The sequence below is a fragment of the Spongiibacter sp. genome, assembly GCF_984394615.1.
In genome coordinates this window covers 29,424-45,136 of record NZ_CFHTQA010000029.1, presented here as the reverse complement: position 1 = coordinate 45,136, position 15,713 = coordinate 29,424, and the positions used below count along the sequence as shown (strand labels likewise).

The 15,713-nt window shown below is 57.3% G+C and carries 13 protein-coding genes; 5 read left to right on the top strand and 8 right to left on the bottom strand.

Translation table 11 applies throughout. The features are described 5' to 3' along the window. From AC5DB9_RS11655 to AC5DB9_RS11645, 3 genes are all read right to left on the bottom strand, one after another. The coding region (locus tag AC5DB9_RS11655; RefSeq protein ID WP_483263610.1) for a CHAT domain-containing protein at nucleotides 1-2,167 on the bottom strand (2,167 nt) is incomplete at its 3' end. 52 nt (nucleotides 2,168-2,219) lie between these two features. Then, nucleotides 2,220-4,589 (bottom strand): CHAT domain-containing protein, encoded by a 2,370-nt coding sequence (locus AC5DB9_RS11650; RefSeq protein ID WP_272989425.1) that lies wholly within the window; start codon nucleotides 4,587-4,589, stop codon nucleotides 2,220-2,222. A 107-nt stretch (nucleotides 4,590-4,696) separates the two neighbouring features. Continuing rightward, a complete protein-coding gene (locus AC5DB9_RS11645; RefSeq protein WP_272989428.1) occupies nucleotides 4,697-5,788 on the bottom strand; it encodes a GGDEF domain-containing protein in 1,092 nt (363 codons plus the stop codon). 213 nt (nucleotides 5,789-6,001) lie between these two features. Between AC5DB9_RS11645 and AC5DB9_RS11640 the strand changes: the two genes are divergently transcribed. The 3 genes from AC5DB9_RS11640 (at nucleotide 6,002) to AC5DB9_RS11630 (ending at nucleotide 9,131) form a co-directional block, all read left to right on the top strand. Next, nucleotides 6,002-6,589 carry a PaaI family thioesterase gene (locus AC5DB9_RS11640; protein ID WP_272989431.1) on the top strand — a complete coding sequence of 196 codons (588 nt, stop codon included), beginning with the start codon at nucleotides 6,002-6,004 and terminating at the stop codon, nucleotides 6,587-6,589. Nucleotides 6,590-6,622: 33 nt separating this feature from the next. Further along, the gene (locus AC5DB9_RS11635) at nucleotides 6,623-8,677 is read left to right on the top strand and encodes a TonB-dependent receptor (RefSeq protein ID WP_272989435.1); all 2,055 of its coding nucleotides are present in this window, start codon (nucleotides 6,623-6,625) and stop codon (nucleotides 8,675-8,677) included. 187 nt (nucleotides 8,678-8,864) lie between these two features. Further along, nucleotides 8,865-9,131, top strand: a complete 267-nt coding sequence (locus AC5DB9_RS11630; protein WP_272989437.1) for a hypothetical protein — start codon at nucleotides 8,865-8,867, stop codon at nucleotides 9,129-9,131. 8 nt (nucleotides 9,132-9,139) lie between these two features. Here the strand turns inward: AC5DB9_RS11630 and AC5DB9_RS11625 are convergent, their stop codons facing one another. Beyond that, nucleotides 9,140-10,147: a tryptophan--tRNA ligase gene (locus tag AC5DB9_RS11625; RefSeq protein WP_272989440.1), complete on the bottom strand. Its 1,008-nt coding sequence runs from the start codon at nucleotides 10,145-10,147 to the stop codon at nucleotides 9,140-9,142. A gap of 61 nt (nucleotides 10,148-10,208) precedes the next feature. After that, nucleotides 10,209-11,321, bottom strand: a complete 1,113-nt coding sequence (locus AC5DB9_RS11620; protein WP_273010041.1) for a tRNA-queuosine alpha-mannosyltransferase domain-containing protein — start codon at nucleotides 11,319-11,321, stop codon at nucleotides 10,209-10,211. A 100-nt stretch (nucleotides 11,322-11,421) separates the two neighbouring features. Between AC5DB9_RS11620 and AC5DB9_RS11615 the strand changes: the two genes are divergently transcribed. After that, a complete protein-coding gene (locus tag AC5DB9_RS11615) occupies nucleotides 11,422-12,213 on the top strand; it encodes an enoyl-CoA hydratase/isomerase family protein (protein WP_272990391.1) in 792 nt (263 codons plus the stop codon). A gap of 29 nt (nucleotides 12,214-12,242) precedes the next feature. Continuing rightward, nucleotides 12,243-12,659 (top strand): PaaI family thioesterase, encoded by a 417-nt coding sequence (locus AC5DB9_RS11610; RefSeq protein ID WP_272990394.1) that lies wholly within the window; start codon nucleotides 12,243-12,245, stop codon nucleotides 12,657-12,659. Between the two features lie 47 nt (nucleotides 12,660-12,706). Here AC5DB9_RS11610 and AC5DB9_RS11605 read toward each other — a convergent pair whose 3' ends face one another. From AC5DB9_RS11605 to AC5DB9_RS11595, 3 genes are read right to left on the bottom strand one after another with little or no spacing between them, the layout of a single operon-like run. Then, a complete protein-coding gene (locus tag AC5DB9_RS11605; RefSeq protein WP_272990397.1) occupies nucleotides 12,707-13,984 on the bottom strand; it encodes a M18 family aminopeptidase in 1,278 nt (425 codons plus the stop codon). Between the two features lie 2 nt (nucleotides 13,985-13,986). After that, complete coding sequence (locus AC5DB9_RS11600; protein WP_272990400.1) at nucleotides 13,987-14,871, bottom strand: NAD(P)-dependent oxidoreductase; 885 nt, start codon at nucleotides 14,869-14,871, stop codon at nucleotides 13,987-13,989. 39 nt (nucleotides 14,872-14,910) lie between these two features. Continuing rightward, nucleotides 14,911-15,711 carry an undecaprenyl-diphosphate phosphatase gene (locus tag AC5DB9_RS11595; protein ID WP_272990402.1) on the bottom strand — a complete coding sequence of 267 codons (801 nt, stop codon included), beginning with the start codon at nucleotides 15,709-15,711 and terminating at the stop codon, nucleotides 14,911-14,913. Nucleotides 15,712-15,713: the final 2 nt, after the last annotated feature.

Genomic DNA, 15,713 nt, shown 5'->3' with positions numbered 1-15,713 from the left:
GGGTAAAGCCGATCACATCGTCACCGCCAGTGACTTCACCCAGCGCGGTCTCGCAAGCAGACAGCGTGACCAGATCGGCATTCAGCCGCAAATCAAACAGCTCCGCGACCGATAGCAGGCCGTCGTCCTGATCACTTTCTGATAGCAGTAAGGCTGAGGCCATCGGATCATCGGCGTTAAAAATACCGTGGGACGCAATGTGTAAGTATCGATAGCTTCCTGCACTGGCTTTAAGCAGGGTTTCGCTGGCGTTTTTGCGCAGTAATACATCGGTATCGGGGCGCATCTGGCCGAGATTAATCGCTTCAACTTGGGCTCCCGGCAAATCCATTGATGCATCGTCCAGGTCGGGATTACCCAATACCAACATACGTTGGTTATCGGCCTGCGAGTCATTGTTCAAAAACTGGAGAACCGAGGCACTCGGCAAGACCCGTATTTCGAAGTGCTCGAGTAAATAACGCTCACCGTCGTACAAGGCTGCAAAGGGCAGGTAATGTAGTGTTCCATGGGGGACGACTGTCAGGCGTTTAAAACCCTGTATCGCGTCTTCTACGGGCTGCACTAGGCTGACGTATAACTGGTGACTGCTGCGTTCAAACTGGGTGGAGTTGGGGTTCTGCAAATCACTGCGCAGCACCGCCACTTGGGTGTCGAGGTTGGTGGCAGACAGTTTGGCCGCAGACACACCTTGACGGCTAAGGATAAACACCCAGAGATCGTCACCCTCGCCAAAGTATTCCAACAGACCTTCGTCCTCCTCCAAGGAGGATTGCAGTTGGGCAATACGCGGCGAGGTCACAGTCCGCAATGAGGTGAATTCCGGCGCCATTTCTTGAAGGCTGTTCTGGTATTTACGCAGCAATCCCCGGGTGACTGAACGCTGACTATCATCATTCAGATTAATCGCCGCGAGAGAGGTCTCCGCATCGTCAATAGAGGCGAGAAGTTCTTGCAGTTGATCGCTACCTTGCGGCTCAGGTTGTGCGTCGCGGGAGGCCAACAAATCAATCAGCGCACGTGCCTTTGCACGCTCGGCGTATTCTATTGCGCGATCAGCTTGGTCTCGCGATACATACAGGGCGATCAAGTCGCGATACACCGAGAGCTTGTCATTGACGAAACCCAGCTTGGAGGTATCCAGCGATAGACTCGAACGCTGCGCCTCAAGCAGCTCAACCGCTTCGCTCAACACGCCGATGGCCGTGTCGTCGTTGCCTGCGGATAGTTGCAGCCGGCCGTATTCTTGCAGTGCGGCAAATTTCAGGCCGCCAAATACATCAATAAATTCATGCTGCAATAGTTGCTGATAGCAGGACTCGGCACTTTTTGCCTTCAACTTGTACAGGGTGTGGCACAGCATTGCTTCGCTTTCCAGACTGAAGTACCGATCCCACTTATCGGTTGATGCACCCGTCACCGCGCCCACCAAATAGTAGGCTGGGTTGAGCTTCATCATTGCCTCGTAGAGCAGCTTATCGGTCTTGGCCTCCTCATTGCTTAGCGTATTAAGCGCCGAGATATAGTCTCCAATCGCAATATACCCCCTGGCCAGCCAAGCACGCTTTTCAGGCTCCATATAACTAACTAGCATACGACTCATGTCAACTGCAGATAGCTCTTGCAAATACTCCCGCGCGACATCGGGGGAGCCATACAGCCCCTCGTAGACGGCCGCAACACCGAGTACACGAGGGGCTACTAGAGCACGCCCGATATCGATGTATTTCACTTCATTGAATTTATAGTCGCCGGGCTGACCTCGCACGGCATTAACGGCAGGCTCTAAGTACACCGGCACCATCTCAACCTGGGCTCGACTCAACGCCGCTTCGGCTTTAAGGCCACTAATGAACGCCGTCGTAAAATCGCGTGACTTCTTGTCGTACCCTGTTGGATGTCTGAACAACAAGCGCCCGTCAGCAACATGATGCAACTCCATCTGCTCAATACAATGATCAAAGCCTTTGAAGTTCTGCACCTTTACTAAATTCATGCATAAATTTCGCACGCCATTCACATGCAAATTAGCGTAATCATGCTGATAGTTTCCGGCGATCGCATTTTCGCGCCCCCACTGCCCGGACAAGTCAAAGCCCGCACAGCCGCCCATGGCAAGCAGTATGACCAACGACAGGCATTTGTTTATCCTGGCGAGTTTATTCATGCAAAACCTCATTCATTATTTTTTAAAGCAACTATATGAATCATAGATGGATTCAGTCGTACTCGCCGGTTAGCTGGAAAGCCGCCCAATAATAGGGATGGTCATAGTAACCTCCCTTCAGTGCTAATTGCGCCTGCCGCAAGGCCGCACTCTTCCCCTGCTCCGGTAGATCTTCATAAAAAGCCTGCATCAACTGGTTAGTTGCCGCATCGCTCACTTTCCACAAACTGGCGACAATCGACTCGGCCCCTGCGTACAAAAACCCGCGGGTAAAGCCGATCACATCGTCGCCGCCAGTGACTTCACCCAGCGCGGTCTCGCAGGCAGAGAGCGTGACCAGATCCGCATTCAGCCGCAAATCAAACAGCTCCGCGACCGATAGCAGGCCATCGTCCTGGTCACTTTCTGATAGCAATAACGCCGAGGCCATGGGGTCTTCCGCATTGAAGATGCCATGAGAGGCGATGTGCAGATTGCGGTATTGCCCTGCATTCGACTTGAGCAGGGTTTCGCTGGCATTTTCTCTGAGCACGACCTCGGCGCCCGGCCGCATTTTGGCGATATTGACGGCCTCGATTTGTGCACCGGGCAAGTCCATCGCGGGGTCTTTCAGATCCGGATTACCGAGTATTAACATCGGTTTCTCCGCAGCGCTCGGCCCCGCGTTAAGAAACTCCAATACCGATGCGCTGGGCAAAACACGCAGCTCCAGCTTATCGATCAGATAACGCTCGCCATCGTACAGCGCCGCAAAAGGCACGTAGTGAAGTGGGCCGTGGGGCACAACGGTCAGCCGATCAAACGCCTGCAGGCGATCCTCAACCGGAAGAATCACGCTGTTATAGAGCTGACGACTGCTGCGCTGGATCGCTGACGATGCGGGGGTCTGCAAATCGCGACGCACCGCTGCCACCATGGATGCCAGTCCATCGACGGAGAGGCTGGCGGCAGCAACGCCTTCTCGACTGAGGATAAATACCCAGAGGTCGTCACCATCGCCGAAATACTCAAGTAGGCCCTCGCCCTCTTCCAACGCCGACTGCAGTTCCGCAATATTCGGCGATGTCACCACCCGCAGAGAGGTAAACTCCGGCGCGGTTTTGCTCAAGTTGTCCCGATATTTTCTCAACAGTCCCCGCGTTACCGAGCGCTGCGTCGTGTCACTGGGATTGACGGTCGCCAGCGATGCCTCTGTCTGCTGAATGGCCGACAGGGTCGCAGTAATGTCGTCGGTTTCTGGTGGTCGGAGTTCATGGTTTCGAGACGCAAGTAAATCGACCAGCGCGCGCGCCTTGGCACGCTCAGCATACTCCAGCGCCCGCTCAGGCTGATCTTTCTCAACAAACAGCTCGACCAGATCGTAGTACACCTCCAGCTTATCGCTGACAAAACCTAACTTGGTGCTGTCCAGCGACAAACTGGACCGTTGCGTCTCCAGAATATCGACGGCTTCCGAGAGTGCTGCCAAAGCAAGGTCGTGCTGCCCATTGCGTAGCTGCAAACGGCCATACTGCTGCAAGGCAATAAACTTCAAACCACCAAAAACGTCGATAAACTCGCCGGCAAACAGGTTTTCAAAGCAGGCGGGCGCCTCATCACGCCCCAGTTTCGCCATCGCGTGGCAATACAGGCTCTGCATTTCCACGGCAAAAAACTGATTTTCGCGATCAATGGATTTGGCCAGACCAAAGAGATGGCTCAGCGGGTTCGCATTCACGAACAATGTGCCCAGCAACTCCACCGCTTCCGAATCGCGCCCACTCATTACCAGCAACGCCGAGGGATAGTCCTCGATGGCGATATAGCCCTTGGCTATCCAACTGCGCTTTTGGGTTTCTACATAGGGCGTGATAAAGCTGTTGGTTTCCGTTGCGGAGAGTTCAACAATGAACTCGCGGGCCTTGGCTTTCGAACCGTACAAGCCTTCGTACACCGCCGCCACACCAAGAATAGGAATCGCCAGCGGCCCGCGAATATTGTCATCCTCATCCAGCAGATCATCCCTGTCCTCTCCGGAATAGATCGCCAGATTGCCATTGAGCGCCTGCTGCGCCTTGGGCAAATAATGCTGCACATCCGTAATACTCGACCGGTAAAGCGCGGCCTCCGCCTTCATGCTGTTGATCAGCGCGGAGGTGTAATCCCGCGACCAGTAGATATCGGCAAACGCGTGGCGATACACCGACTCGCCATTTACCACGTGATGGGCTTCATACTGCGCAATACAGTGGTCAAAACCTCGGAAGTTACGAACGTTGATCAAGTCGCGGCATAAGTTGAGCACATGGCCGGAAGGGACGCTGCTGTAATCGAGCAAGTAGTTACCCTTCGTGGCGTTCTCATAGGCCCATTGGGCCTGCTTGACGCCTGTCGAACAGGCCGACAGCAGCATCGCAATGGCGGCGAGCGCCAGTCTCGTCATAAGTGGCTGGTGACGCATAAGACCCCACAATGGATCAAGTCCTAGTCATGCGCCAACAACATGACGCGTTAAAACAGGCCGAGGCAAGGGCTCAACATCACTGCGCCTTACTTGGCCTTTTTTACCCTGTACATCTGCTGGTCTGCAGAGTGCAGCAGTTCTTCATACGTTTTCCCATCAGCAGGGAAAACCGCGCTGCCGATAGACGCCGAAATAGCCAGCTCTCGCCCCTCAATGACAACGGGCTCGCTGAAGATCGCAGACGCACGCTTCACGACATCAGTAATCGGCGATTGCTCGCCCACGGGAACAAGTACACAGAACTCATCGCCGCCGATGCGACAACAGCTATCCGTCCCGCGAAAACACTCACGCAGACGGCGACCTATCGCCATTAACACCTCATCGCCCACATGGTGGCCATAATTGTCATTAATGGGCTTAAAGGCGTTGAGATCGAGATAGAGAATACAAAAGCCCTTCATGGCCGGATCTGCGATAAAAGACTTAACCGTGTCGACGAAGAAGCGGCGATTCATCAGCCCCGTCAACGGGTCATGCTGTCCGTGGTAAACCGCCAGCGCATGTTCCGACTGAAGCTTGCGGCGCAATGCCGCATTGCTGCGCTCGTAGTACCCCGTTGCGAACATGGCGAGCAACGCCGTACAGATACAACTGATGAAAACCCCAATCTCGCGATTCTCGGATGCCATTACATTTTCAACGGGAATCTCCAACGTTGGAGCCAGATACACCAGCGTCCAGAACACCGTCACAATGGCCAGCCACAACAAGCCCGCCAGCAGGTCTATGCTCACCGAAGCCAGCACGGGCACCACGACCAGCATGATCGTACTGGGAGCAGTAATACCACCGGTCAGCAAGGTAACGCGCGCAATCCCCAGCGCCAGAGCGATGATAAAAAGGTTTAGCGCCAGCACCCGCTTGCCGCTTATCCAGAGTACGACGTAGGCAAGCAGCGCTCCCAGCGACAGCAGGATGCCAAAATCACGTATCAGTCGCTGCCCCACTGGCTCCAGCGGAACAAGAAAATGCGTTATCGACAGGATGACGCCGCACAGAAACAGTGAAGCGAGCATGAAGGAGGAAACGTATCGACGTCGAATCAATTCAGCACTGGAGAAATTACGGGCCTGCTCGGCAGAACTACCGTTGAGCATCGTCACGAATTTCGTCATTCCCAACCCTGCACTATTGATTCTGTGGTTATTCTTGCACGGCTTACCGCTACAGGCAAAAACGCGCGACCAAGCGATCCGCGACGACATTCCGGCGCCACAACGGCACAGGCCTGCAGGCCGCGCATTTGGGGGCGGATGCTTTGCAGGATCGCCTTCGGCGATTACACTGCTCGCCTCATTACGATTACAAACGCACAGGAATGCCGAAACATGTCGGCCGATAACGCTCAACAGGAACTGAAACACCTCACCGCAGCACTCCAGCATACGCTGGAGCTCAGCCTGAATGTGAATGCCAGCAGCGATGAGCTTGCTGCAATGACGTCTCAGCTCAATAAACTGAACCAGGACTTGCAAGCGCACCAGGGGCAGAAGTTGATGCCCTATTACAACGCGAATGCGGGAGAACGGCTGCAAGACATCCTGCCATACGGCCCGGCTACCGGGGAGTATAATGCCTACTCCCCCGATATCGATGTTGAACTGGAGGGCAACAAAGTGGTTTCCACCGTCACTTTTGGCTGGCGCCATGAAGGGCCGCCGAACAGCGTACACGGGGGAATCATCAGCCTGCTTTTCGATCAGCTTTTGGCGTTTGCCTGCCTGAATAACAATACACCGGGGTATACCGCCTCCTTGCAGGTGAGCTACCGAAAACCGCTGCCATTGTTCCGCGAACTGCGCTTTACCACCTGGCTGGAAAACATTGGCGAGAAAAAGGTGGTAGCCCTGGGCGAGTGTTACGACGGCGATACGCTGCTGGCCTCTTCAGAAGGCCTGTTTATCCGAATTATCTAATCACAAGAAGGCCTTAGGGCACGGGGTAAAAACATGAAAACAACGGCTATGCGCGCCAGCGCATCCGCATTACTGGGCTTGGTGATACGCCAGACACTGTGGGCAGAGGACGCCGCCAATCAGGTTTCCATGGAAGAAGTCGCCGTTACCGCCAGCCGCACCGAGCGCGACTTGAGTGATTTGAGTCAGGCGCTCAGTATTGTTGATCAATCCAGTATCGACCGCTTGGGCCACAGCCATATCAGTGAATTGCTCAATCGTATTCCCGGCGTGGTGATCAGTCGCGGCAACGGTCAGGAACACCTTACCGCCATTCGCTCAGCGGTACTTACCGGCGCGGGTAGCTGCGGCACCTTCTATTTTGCCGAAGACGGTATCCCGCTGAGAGCCCCGGGCTTCTGCAATGTAAACATGCTGTTTGACGTCAACAGCGAACAGGCCGGACGCATCGAGGTACTGCGCGGGCCGGGCACCGCCGTCCACGGCAGTAACGCCCTCAATGGCGTCATTAACGTGATCAGTCGCGCGCCCAGCGAAGAGCGCGAAACCCGCATTGCGGCAGAAGGTGGCCCCCATGACTACAGCCGCCTGAAATTTACCCACAGCGACACGGTCGGCAAACACGCCTACCGGATTAGCGCCCACGGCGAACACGATGGCGGCTATAAGGACGACTCCGGCTACGATCAGCAAAAGCTTTCCCTGCGCCACGATTATCAGGGCGAGGTGTGGAGCGTGCAGTCGCTGCTGTCGGCGGCCAATCTCCAGCAGGAAACTGCAGGCTATGTCCTCGGCAAAGATGCCTATAAAGACGACAGTCGAAAGCGTGAAAATCCCAACCCGGAGGCCTACCGCAACAGCCAGAGCTTTCGGTACTACAGTCGCTTTGAGCGGGAAGGCAGTCAAGACAGCCACTTTATTGTCACCCCCTACATCCGCTACACCGACATGGAGTTTCTTCAGCACTTCCTGCCCGGTACGCCACTGGAAGAAAACGGCGAGCGCAGCGTAGGAGTGCAAACGGCCTTTTATCAACGCAGCAGCGACCGGCTTACTCTGCACAATGGCTTTGATATGGAAATGACCCGCGCCTTCCTGAAGGAAACACAGGACAACGCCGGTTTCGGGGTATTTCCTCAAGGGAAACATTACGACTACGAAGTGGATGCCAGCTACTTTGCCTGGTTTATCGGCGGTGATTACCTGGCCGGTGACGCGACGCATATCAGCTTTGGCTCGCGCTACGACATCCAGTTTTACGACTACGACAACCGCATGATCAGCGGCAATACGGCGGCCGATGGCAGCCTCTGTGGTGGCGGCGCCTGCCGCTATGCCCGCCCCGACGACGACAAGGAGCGCTTCCGCAACTGGTCGTTCCATGTCGGCATGGTGCACCCGCTCAGCGACAACACCTCGTTGATTGCCAATGCGGCTCACGGCTTCCGTGCACCTCAGGCCAGTGAACTGTACCGCCTGCAGGCACAGCAACTGAATGCGCAATTGGACGAGGAATCGCTGGATACCGCAGAACTGGGCTTGCGCGGCGAGTTTTCGCGCTTCAGCTATCAGGCTTCGGTGTACTGGCTACAGAAAGACGATCTGATTATTCAGGACAGTCTGCGTCAGAATATCAATGGCGGCCGCACTGAAAGCCGAGGACTGGAGCTCGAACTACGCTGGGCAATCAGCGACTCGCTGCAGTGGCTGTTCCAAGGCAGCTACGCCAAGCACCAATATGACAATAGTGTGCTGACCAAGGAAGGCAATGAGCTGGACACCGCACCGCGACAGATCGCCAGCACGCAGCTGGTCTGGCAGGTGGCCAATGCCACCCAGCTCACCCTTGAGGCCAGTCACCAGGGGCAGTATTACCTGGAAGCCGACAATCAGTTCCGCTACCCCGGCCACACCCTGGTCAACGCGCAGTGGCGACAGCAGTACGGCGATCATGTGTACAGCATCGTGCGCGTCAATAATCTCGCCGATGTGGATTACGCCGAACGCGCTGATTACGCCTTTGGCAATTACCGCTACTTTATCGGTGAACCGCGCAGTGTCTTCGTCGAACTGGGCGTGGATTTCTGACGTTGCCCCCCTTCCGAGGGCGGCCTTCTGCCGCCCTCGTAGAACTACCTAAGCCCACTGCGACTTTCCCGCAGAAGCCGTGATCCAGCGCACTTTCGCGCCCAGCCCGTATAGGCCGATGCGCCGTATTCAGAAATAGTAAGCCCATGTCGCGAGCCGCTGATGTGCTCACACGGGGGATTACCACATGAAATGTCTGATGTTGATCGTTGCGTTTACGCTGGCAAGTGGTATCGCCCGTGCTCAGACACAAACCGACTTCAGCGGCATGCGCTTGCAGGCTGTCAGCAAGCCGCTACTGCGCTACCCACAAGTGATCATCAAAGAAAGAGAACTGCTGCCCAAGCTCAATATTCGCCACGACCGCACTAACGGCACGCTGTCGCTGCGTCACCGCAGCGGCGTGCATCTGGAGATGGGATTGAAAGGACTGGCGCTCTCTGCCGAGTTCTGAACCGCGTTTCAGCCAAAACGTGACAGGCCGACGGCCTTGCGCACCTTATCTAACTGGGATGCAGCCTCAGCACGGGCCTTTTCTGCGCCCTTCGCTAATTCGGCATCGAGAAACGCCCCGTCTTCCAGAATCTCGTTATAGCGCTGACGCGCTTCACTGATCTGGCCGTTGATCAATTCAAAGAGCTGCTTCTTGGCTTCACCCCAGGCGATACCGGCTTCAAACTGCTTGCGCATCTCCGCCGTTTGCTCCGGTGTGGCAAAGGCCTGCCAGATCTGGAACACCGTAGAGGTATCCGGATCTTTGGGTTCGCCCGGCTCCAACAGATTGGTTTTGATTTTATTGATGTGCTTCTTCAACTGCTTCTCTGGCAAAAACAGCGGAATAGTATTGCCATAGCTCTTGCTCATTTTGCGACCATCGAGCCCACTGAGCACCGCCACGTCGTCATCGACTACCGCTTCAGGCAGCACGAAAGTCTCACCGTAGATATGGTTGAAGCGTTGAGCGATATCCCGAGCCATTTCCAGATGTTGAATCTGGTCGCGCCCCACCGGCACCCGCTGGGCATTGAACATCAGAATATCCGCCGCCATCAGCACCGGGTAGTAAAACAGACCCATGGTCACGCCGAAGTCAGCGTCTTCGCCCTTCTCTTCATTGTCCTGCACGGCCGCTTTGTAAGCGTGGGCGCGATTCATCAGGCCTTTGCCTGAAACACAGGTCAGCACCCACATCAGCTCGGTAATTTCCGGCACATCAGACTGGCGGTAAAAGGTCGAACGGTCGGTATCCAGCCCCAATGCCAACCAGGTGGCCGCGATCTCGCGGGCTGATTGGTGAACCGCAGCCGGGTCCTGACACTTGATCAGCGCATGGTAATCCGCCAGAAAAAAGAAGCTGTCCTGCTCAGTAGACTGACTCTCGGCAATGGCCGGGCGAATAGCGCCGACGAAATTCCCCAGGTGTGGTGTGCCGGTGGTGGTGATGCCGGTAAGAACCCGGTTTTTTGCCATGAGAGTGTCCTGTCTGCCTGTGAAATAAAGGCGCTTATGATACTGGCTCACCCGGCGACTGTCACCGCCGCAAGCCCGCCAGCTCAGCCAATAGCTGCCGGTATTGCGGGGCCAGCGAAGACCAGTACAACGGCGACAGCGACGGTGCGCTCAGGCCCGCCTGTCGCTTCTGTTGCTGCCACTGCTTGAGGATGGCAGCGACCGCCTGCCCTTCCCGCTGCGGTGACGCCGGTGAACTCGGGTAAAGGCAGTCGTCGGCAAACCACTGGGGATAACAGAGCCTCGCGGGCAACAGCGGCCGACAGCCCGCAGCCACCGCCTCCATCACCGACAGCCCCTGAAAATCGTGCAGCGCTGTCGACAACACCACATCTGCCGATGCCAGCAACTGACGATACGCCGCTGCGTCCTCCACATAGCCCCACTGCCCCTTGCGCAGACTTCTGCTTGCGGCCAGCAGTTGTTCAATCTGGGCGAAGGCCTCGGGTTGCTGGCGAAACTGCTGACCCACAAGATGAACATCCAACGGCAACGCCGTGGCGTCGCAGGCCTGCAAGATCGCCAACAGTTGCTCAGGACCTTTGTCGTATTCCCAGCGATGATTCCACAGCAGCGACAATCGCTCGCCAGCTTCTCGCGGCGCCAGCGGCTCGGGGGCAGACAGCCCTACCGGCAGCACCTCGCTCTGAGCCAGCTTCGCCATCACTTCCTGCCGGGGACTGAAATCCGGCAGCTTGCGCAGCAACTCGTCAGCCCCCTCGAGGAAGCTGTCACGGTTATAGGCACTGTTAAACAACACTCGGTCAGCGGCCAGTGCGGTATAGAGATTGAGCATCTGCGGCTCCACACTCTGGCGCTGACGATCGCTGCCGGGATAGGCAAACTGGTTTTCATGGAAATACACCGCTGTCGGCAGGCGACACAGGGCCGGGCACAGCCCACGCAGCGCCGACAGATCGGTCATTGAGCTTGCCAACAGCACATCGTAGTCGGCTTCCAGCACTTCCCTTTCCAACATCGCCCAGCTCAAACTGTTGCCCCGCAGACGCCAACTGAAATAGCGCGGCGGCAGGGTCAGCAGCGTCCAGTCCACCTCCGGCAAGGCGGCCATCAAACCCTCTGCCCAAGCCGCATGGCTTTGGGCGTGATAGGCAGATAGCAGCAGGCAACGCATCGGCAACTCCGGGCAAAAGCGGCAGTATACGCGCTCGTTGACCCGACAGCAGCGCTGTTCTACTCTCCCGTCTCTCCCAGAAAATCGGAACCGGATAGCAATGAGTCAGTTTGAAACCCTTCGTTTTGAAAAAGCCAATGGCGTTGCCACCATCACCCTGAATCGTCCCGATGCCGCGCACAGCATTAACCTCAAAATGGGGCAAGAACTGATGCAGGCCGCCATCCTCTGCGACAGCGACAGCGAGATTCGCGCCGTCGTGCTGACCGCCGAGGGCAAGATGTTCTGTGCCGGCGGCGATGTTGCCAGCTTTCACGCCGCGCAAGATAAGGCCCCACAATTGATCAAGGACATTACCGCCCACCTGCATGCCGCCAGCAGCCGTTTTGCCCGCATGCGCGCACCGCTGATTGTCGCCGTAAATGGCACCGCAGCGGGTGCCGGTTTCAGTCTGGCAATGGCCGGTGATCTGGTCGTTGCATCGGAGAAAGCCAAATTCACCATGGCCTATACCGGTATTGCGGTCAGCCCCGATGGCGGCGCCACGGCCCTGCTGCCAAAACTGGTCGGCCTGCGCCGCGCCCAGGAACTGATTTTTACCAACCGCGTGCTGAGCGCCGAGGAAGCGCTGGAATGGGGGCTGCTCACTAAAGTCGTTGCCGATGATGCGCTGACGGAAGAGGCTGGGAAGCTAGCTGCGCAGATTGCCAATGGCCCCACCGAAGCCTACGGCGAAGTCCGCCGCCTGCTGCTGGGCAGCTATGAAACCAGTCTGGAAACCCAGCTTGAACTGGAAAGCCGGGGTATTTCACGCTGTATCGGCACGGCCGATGGCCGCGAGGGACTCGCGTCATTTATCGAGCGCCGCAAACCGGCTTTCAAAGGCGAGTAATCCGGATCGCATGCCGTCGAGGGTCCACCATGACAGCCAGCAAAGATGAGGTTGCGGCATTCATTGCCGCAGAGTTCCCGCAGAGTCACTGTCTTGTTGATGAGATTGGCGAGCTGAGTGCGACGGTATCCCTGCCGGTGGATGATGCGCACCTTCGCCCCGGCGGCACCGTCTCCGGCCCGACCCTGATGACTGTTGCCGACTTGGCGCTCTACGTGGCCATCCTCGGGCACATCGGCATTGTGCCGCTGGCCGTCACCACCAACCTCAATATAAATTTCCTGCGTAAGCCTGCGGCGGGAAAAACCATTATCGGCCGCTGCAAACTGTTGAAAGCCGGTCGCTTGCTCGCCACTGGCGAGGTCTACCTCTATTCCGAAGGTAGCGATGAACCTGTCGCGCACGCGGTGGGAACCTATGCGATTCCCCCGTCGACCAGCGCCTGACGCGCCTTAGTGCTCAGCGCACTTCTCAAGCAAGCGTAGCGCCTTTCTCAGCGCGAGTAGAACGCCGCCAAGACCTGACTCAAGCCCACCGCATCGTCACTGCCCGCCAGCTCGCGGATGGAGTGCATGGCAAAGGTCGGCACGCCGATATCCAGCGTCGCCACGCCGATGGCCGACGCGGTAATGGGCCCGATAGTGCTGCCACAAGCCATATCGCTGCGCACCACAAAACTCTGAACCGGTTGACCCTGCTGTTCACAGAGATGACGGAACATGGCACTGGTTTCGCTGTTGGTGGCATAGCGCTGGTTAACGTTGATTTTGATCACCGCGCCCTGATTAAGAAGCGGACCGTGATTGGCGTCGTGGCGATCACTGAAATTGGGGTGGATGCCGTGGGCATTGTCCGCCGAGATCATGGTGGAGTGCGCAATCGCTCGCTGCCAACGGCTTTCATCCCCGGCAATGCGGCGCAGCGTCGACTCCAGCATCGGTCCCTGAGCACCGCTGCTGGACATACTTCCCACTTCTTCGTGGTCATTGCAGACCAACACACTGTGCTTGTCGGCAGGGGCCAGCAACAGCGCCTGCAAACCGATAAAACAAGACAGCAGATTATCGAGCCGCGCACTGGCGATAAACTCGCGATTCAAACCGACCCGTGCCGCGCCCTGTACATCATAGAAACTCAGTTCGTAATCCAGCACCGCCTCGACATCGTCACAGCCCTGCTCTGCCAGCAGATTTTTCAGCAGGGCTTTGAAGTCAGGCGCAGACTCCGCCTGACTGATCAACACCGGCAGGTCGGTCTGCGGATTCACTGTGCGGTTGTTATTCGCCTCGCGATCCAGGTGAATCGCCAGACTCGGCACGATACCGATGGCGCGATCGGTATTGAGCAGCGCACTGCGCAAACTGCCGTTGCTGCTGCGGTAGCTGACCCGGCCAGCCAGACCAAGGTCGCGGTCAAACCAGGGATTGAGCAGCGCCCCACCGTATACTTCCACACCCAACTGAAAATAGCCTTTGCGATGCAGAACCGGGTTGGGTTTCACCTTCAGACAGGGACTGTCGGTATGGGCGCCCACCATATGCCAGCCGGATTCAGCCACATCACTTTTGCCGACCCGAAACGCCACCACCGAAGAACCATTGCGCAGACAGAAATAGCCCTTACCCGCTTCCAGCGCCCAATCCTGACGTTCATCCAACTCGATAAATCCCGCTTCCCGCAGCGCCTCCGCCATGTTGGCCGACGCGTGGAACGGCGTCGGACTGACATCGAGGAAAGCAATGAGTTTGTCGTTAAACGCGTGTTTATCCATGATTAATCCTGTGCTTTCGCCTGACTGGCCTGCAAGGCCAGCAGCAGGCTGGAAGTATCTTTGCGACCGCCGCCAAGGTTCTGCACCTGCGCGTAGAACTGATCCACCAGGGCGGTCACCGGCAGGCTGACGGACTGACGGCGCGCTTCATCCAGCACGTAACGCAAATCCTTACGCATCCAGTCCACCGCAAAACCGAAATCAAATTCGCCCTGCAACATGGTGGCAGCGCGGTTATCCATTTGCCAGGACTGCGCGGCACCCGCGCCGATCACATCGACCACAGCCGCCATATCCAGTCCCGCCTGCTGACCGAAATGCATGGCTTCTGACAACCCCTGCAATAGCCCGGCGATACAAATCTGATTGACCATTTTGGCAAGCTGACCACTGCCGGTCTCACCCAGACGACGATAGCGAGCCGCATAGCACTGTAAAACAGGCTCAATGCGGCTGAAGGCGTCGGCATCACCACCGGCCATCACGGTGAGCTTGCCAGCCTCCGCGCCCGCCTGCCCACCGGACACCGGCGCATCGATAAACTGATGCCCGGACTCCGCCGCGGCCGCCGCCATATCGCGCGCCAGCTCTGCCGAGGTAGTGGAATGGTCAACGACGACCCCGCCCGCAGGCAAATGGGCGAAAACCCCGTCAGCACCGCAGAGCACTTCGCGCACATCTTCGTCGGCCCCCAGGCAAACCGCGACCACATCGCGGTCACTGACGGCATCGGCAACACTGGCCGCTGCCAGCGGGGCATATTCATCGTTCCAGCGCTGGGCCTTCTCCGGGCTGCGGTTGTACACCCGCAGGTCTACACCGGCACGATGCAAGTGCCCCGCCATCGGGAACCCCATTACCCCCAGGCCCAAGAAGGCGACGTTCATATGCTTTCCCCCATTACCCGCCGAGTGAAGATCAACCCCTCAGGACAGTACCACGGCGTAAATCACAGCGGCCAGCAACACCCGGTAAATGGCAAAGGGCATCATGCCAATACGCTCCACCCAACGCATGAAGACGCTGATGCAGGCATAGGCGGTGACCGCTGATACCACAAAACCAATACCCAGCAGATCCCAGGGCACCGGGTGGCTGCTCTCGAGCAGCTCCAACAATTTGTAGCTGCCCGCGGCGGCAATGATCGGCATCGACAGCAGAAAAGAGAAACGTGCGGCATCACTGCGGCTCAGGCCCACCAGCAGTGCCGCGGTCATGGTGATCCCCGAGCGCGACGTGCCGGGGATCAGCGCCAGCGCCTGAGCAAAACCGACGATCAGAGCAATGCGCAGGCCCACATCCACCAGATGGCGGCGGTGACTGGAGTACCGGTCCACGACACCCAGCACCACGCCAAACACCAGCGTGGTCGTTGCCAGCACCAGACCGCCGCGCAGATGCTGTTCGATCACATCGTTGAGCAACAGCCCTGCCACCACCGCCGGCAGGGTCGCCACAATCACCATCCACGCCAGACGGCTGTCATCGTTCTGCTGCCGGGTGAGCAGACTGTTGCCCCAGGCACCCAGCAGATTGATCACATCGCGGTAGAAATAAGCCAGCACCGCCAGCAGCGAGCCGACATGCACAGCCACATCGAAAGCCAGTCCCTGATCCTCCCAACCCAGCAGGGTCTGCGGCAACACCAGATGGCCCGAACTGGAAATGGGCAGAAATTCAGTGAGCCCCTGTATAGCGGCCAGAATCACGGCCTGCAATGCATCCATTA

Coding starts and splice junctions, on each gene's coding strand:
- AC5DB9_RS11650 (WP_272989425.1), bottom strand. CDS start 4,589: ATGACGAGACTGGCGCTCGCCGCCATTGCGATGCTGCTGTCGGCCTGT.
- AC5DB9_RS11645 (WP_272989428.1), bottom strand. CDS start 5,788: ATGACGAAATTCGTGACGATGCTCAACGGTAGTTCTGCCGAGCAGGCC.
- AC5DB9_RS11640 (WP_272989431.1), top strand. CDS start 6,002: ATGTCGGCCGATAACGCTCAACAGGAACTGAAACACCTCACCGCAGCA.
- AC5DB9_RS11635 (WP_272989435.1), top strand. CDS start 6,623: ATGAAAACAACGGCTATGCGCGCCAGCGCATCCGCATTACTGGGCTTG.
- AC5DB9_RS11630 (WP_272989437.1), top strand. CDS start 8,865: ATGAAATGTCTGATGTTGATCGTTGCGTTTACGCTGGCAAGTGGTATC.
- AC5DB9_RS11625 (WP_272989440.1), bottom strand. CDS start 10,147: ATGGCAAAAAACCGGGTTCTTACCGGCATCACCACCACCGGCACACCA.
- AC5DB9_RS11620 (WP_273010041.1), bottom strand. CDS start 11,321: ATGCGTTGCCTGCTGCTATCTGCCTATCACGCCCAAAGCCATGCGGCT.
- AC5DB9_RS11615 (WP_272990391.1), top strand. CDS start 11,422: ATGAGTCAGTTTGAAACCCTTCGTTTTGAAAAAGCCAATGGCGTTGCC.
- AC5DB9_RS11610 (WP_272990394.1), top strand. CDS start 12,243: ATGACAGCCAGCAAAGATGAGGTTGCGGCATTCATTGCCGCAGAGTTC.
- AC5DB9_RS11605 (WP_272990397.1), bottom strand. CDS start 13,984: ATGGATAAACACGCGTTTAACGACAAACTCATTGCTTTCCTCGATGTC.
- AC5DB9_RS11600 (WP_272990400.1), bottom strand. CDS start 14,871: ATGAACGTCGCCTTCTTGGGCCTGGGGGTAATGGGGTTCCCGATGGCG.
- AC5DB9_RS11595 (WP_272990402.1), bottom strand. CDS start 15,711: ATGGATGCATTGCAGGCCGTGATTCTGGCCGCTATACAGGGGCTCACT.